The organism is Kitasatospora sp. NPDC057512 (assembly GCF_042802135.1).
Classification (GTDB): domain Bacteria; phylum Actinomycetota; class Actinomycetes; order Streptomycetales; family Streptomycetaceae; genus Kitasatospora.
In genome coordinates, this window is sequence record NZ_JBHVET010001158.1 from 1 (window position 1) to 1,639 (window position 1,639).

At 71.9% G+C, this 1,639-nt stretch carries 2 protein-coding genes; both read right to left on the reverse strand.

The features are described from left to right. On the reverse strand, positions 1 to 555 hold a 555-nt coding region (gene yidD, locus ACFU6K_RS38520; RefSeq protein ID WP_380671254.1), incomplete at its 3' end, for a membrane protein insertion efficiency factor YidD. 147 nt (positions 556 to 702) lie between these two features. Then, positions 703 to 1,470, reverse strand: coding sequence for a hypothetical protein (locus ACFU6K_RS38525; protein ID WP_380671256.1), 768 nt, complete (start codon positions 1,468 to 1,470; stop codon positions 703 to 705). Positions 1,471 to 1,639 lie beyond the last annotated feature (169 nt).

Below are 1,639 nucleotides of genomic sequence, written 5' to 3' on the forward strand. Positions count from 1 at the left end.
GCGCGGCGGCACCGGGTCCGCCCCGCCCGCGCCCGGGCGGCAGCGCAGCAGCCGCCCGGCGGTCAGCCGGGCCCCGCGCAGCGCACCGTGCCGGTGCAGCGCCCGCACCGCGTAGGTCGAGCAGGACGGCGTGTACGGGCAGCAGGCCGGACGGCGGGGGCTGACCTCGGCGCGGTAGTAGCGCACCGCGCCGTACAGCACCCCGGCCGCGAACCCACGCGGGGCGGGGGCGGACGGATCGGCCGCCCGGCGACCGCGCGCCCCGGTGAGGGCGAACCGGACGCCGGAGACCATCATCACCGGGATCAGGGCGATCAGGCAGGGGTCGGCGAACTCGCAGCAGCCGTCGACGCAGCAGTCCGCGCCCTCGTCCCGGGCGCGCTTGCGCCGCTGGGCCTTGGCGTGGTCCTCCTTGCGGTAGCGCTCCCGGTACTCCTCCCAGGCCCGGCGCTGCTTCTTCCGCCGGAGCCGTTCCGAAGCCGGCAGCCACCACCAGGCGCGCTCCGGGCGGGCCGGCGGGAAGTGGGCGCCGAGATCCGGCGTCGGGTCGGACACTGCTGACGTTCTCCTCGTTCTCTCCGCCGGGGGCCGACCCCGACGATCCGGGCAAGATTATCCGAAGATCATCTGCCCGGATCCGCCCTGCGGCCGGAGACCGGCAGGCAGCGGCCCGCGACCGCCGAGCGGCGGCCGGAGACCGGCTCAGCTGCCGAGGTTGAGCGAGGGGAAGAGGTCCTCGAACGGCTGGGTGGTCACCGAGACGCTCCGGGAGAAGGGGTTGTCGAAGTCCCAGATCATGAACAGCAGGAAGGCGATCAGCACGCTGAAGCAGAGCGCCAGCGCCAACTCCCTCGGCGTGCGCCGGATCTGGAGCGCGAAGAGCATGCCGACGGTCACCACCGCACCCCCGATCAGGCCGAACCAGACCACCCCGGGCATCGTCGGCCCGGCGTTCTGTCCGCGCGAGTTGCGGGCCTCGGACGCCTGGCTGACCCGGTCCATGATCGGCTGGTAGCCCTGCGACTCCAGGTCGGAGGCGGGCGAACGGGTGGCGATGTCGTTCTGGAGCTTCTGGAGCAGCTGGTCGCCCTTCTCGGTGATGCCACCGGTCTTCTGCATGTAGGACCACTCGGTGTTCACCACGTACGAGACGTAGGCGTCCACGTCGGCCCGGACCTGGTCGCGGAAATCCGCCGGGTAGATCACCGCGCGGTCGCTGATCTCGCGCAGCGACTGCGCCTCGCGGAACAGGTCGTCCTGGGCGGCGCCGCGCGCCTCCCAGACACCCGCGATGGCGAGACCGAGGACGATCGCGTAGACCACCCCGATCATCATCGTGATGTACTCGATGACGTCCGGGGTCTCGTCGGTGCTCTCCTCGATCGGTCGGCGCTGCCTCAGCACCACCACCGCCATCACGACGGCACAGGCCGACGCCATGGCGATGATCAACGCCACCCACTCGGACATGGGAACTCCCTTCTCTGGCTTGGCTTGTGACGGAACGGAAAACTCAGGGAGGTCAACCCCCGACCGCTTCGGCCCACTCCGCTCCGGTTCGGTTCGGGAGCGGGCGGTGGGGCGGGGCCCTCCGCCGACCGGGAACCGGTCGGCGGGCCGTCAGGGGACGGTCAGGACG

What these genes read in the sequence shown, in the direction of transcription:
- ACFU6K_RS38525 (WP_380671256.1), bottom strand. Translation starts at nt 1,470, where the DNA reads ATGTCCGAGTGGGTGGCGTTGATCATCGCCATGGCGTCGGCCTGTGCC.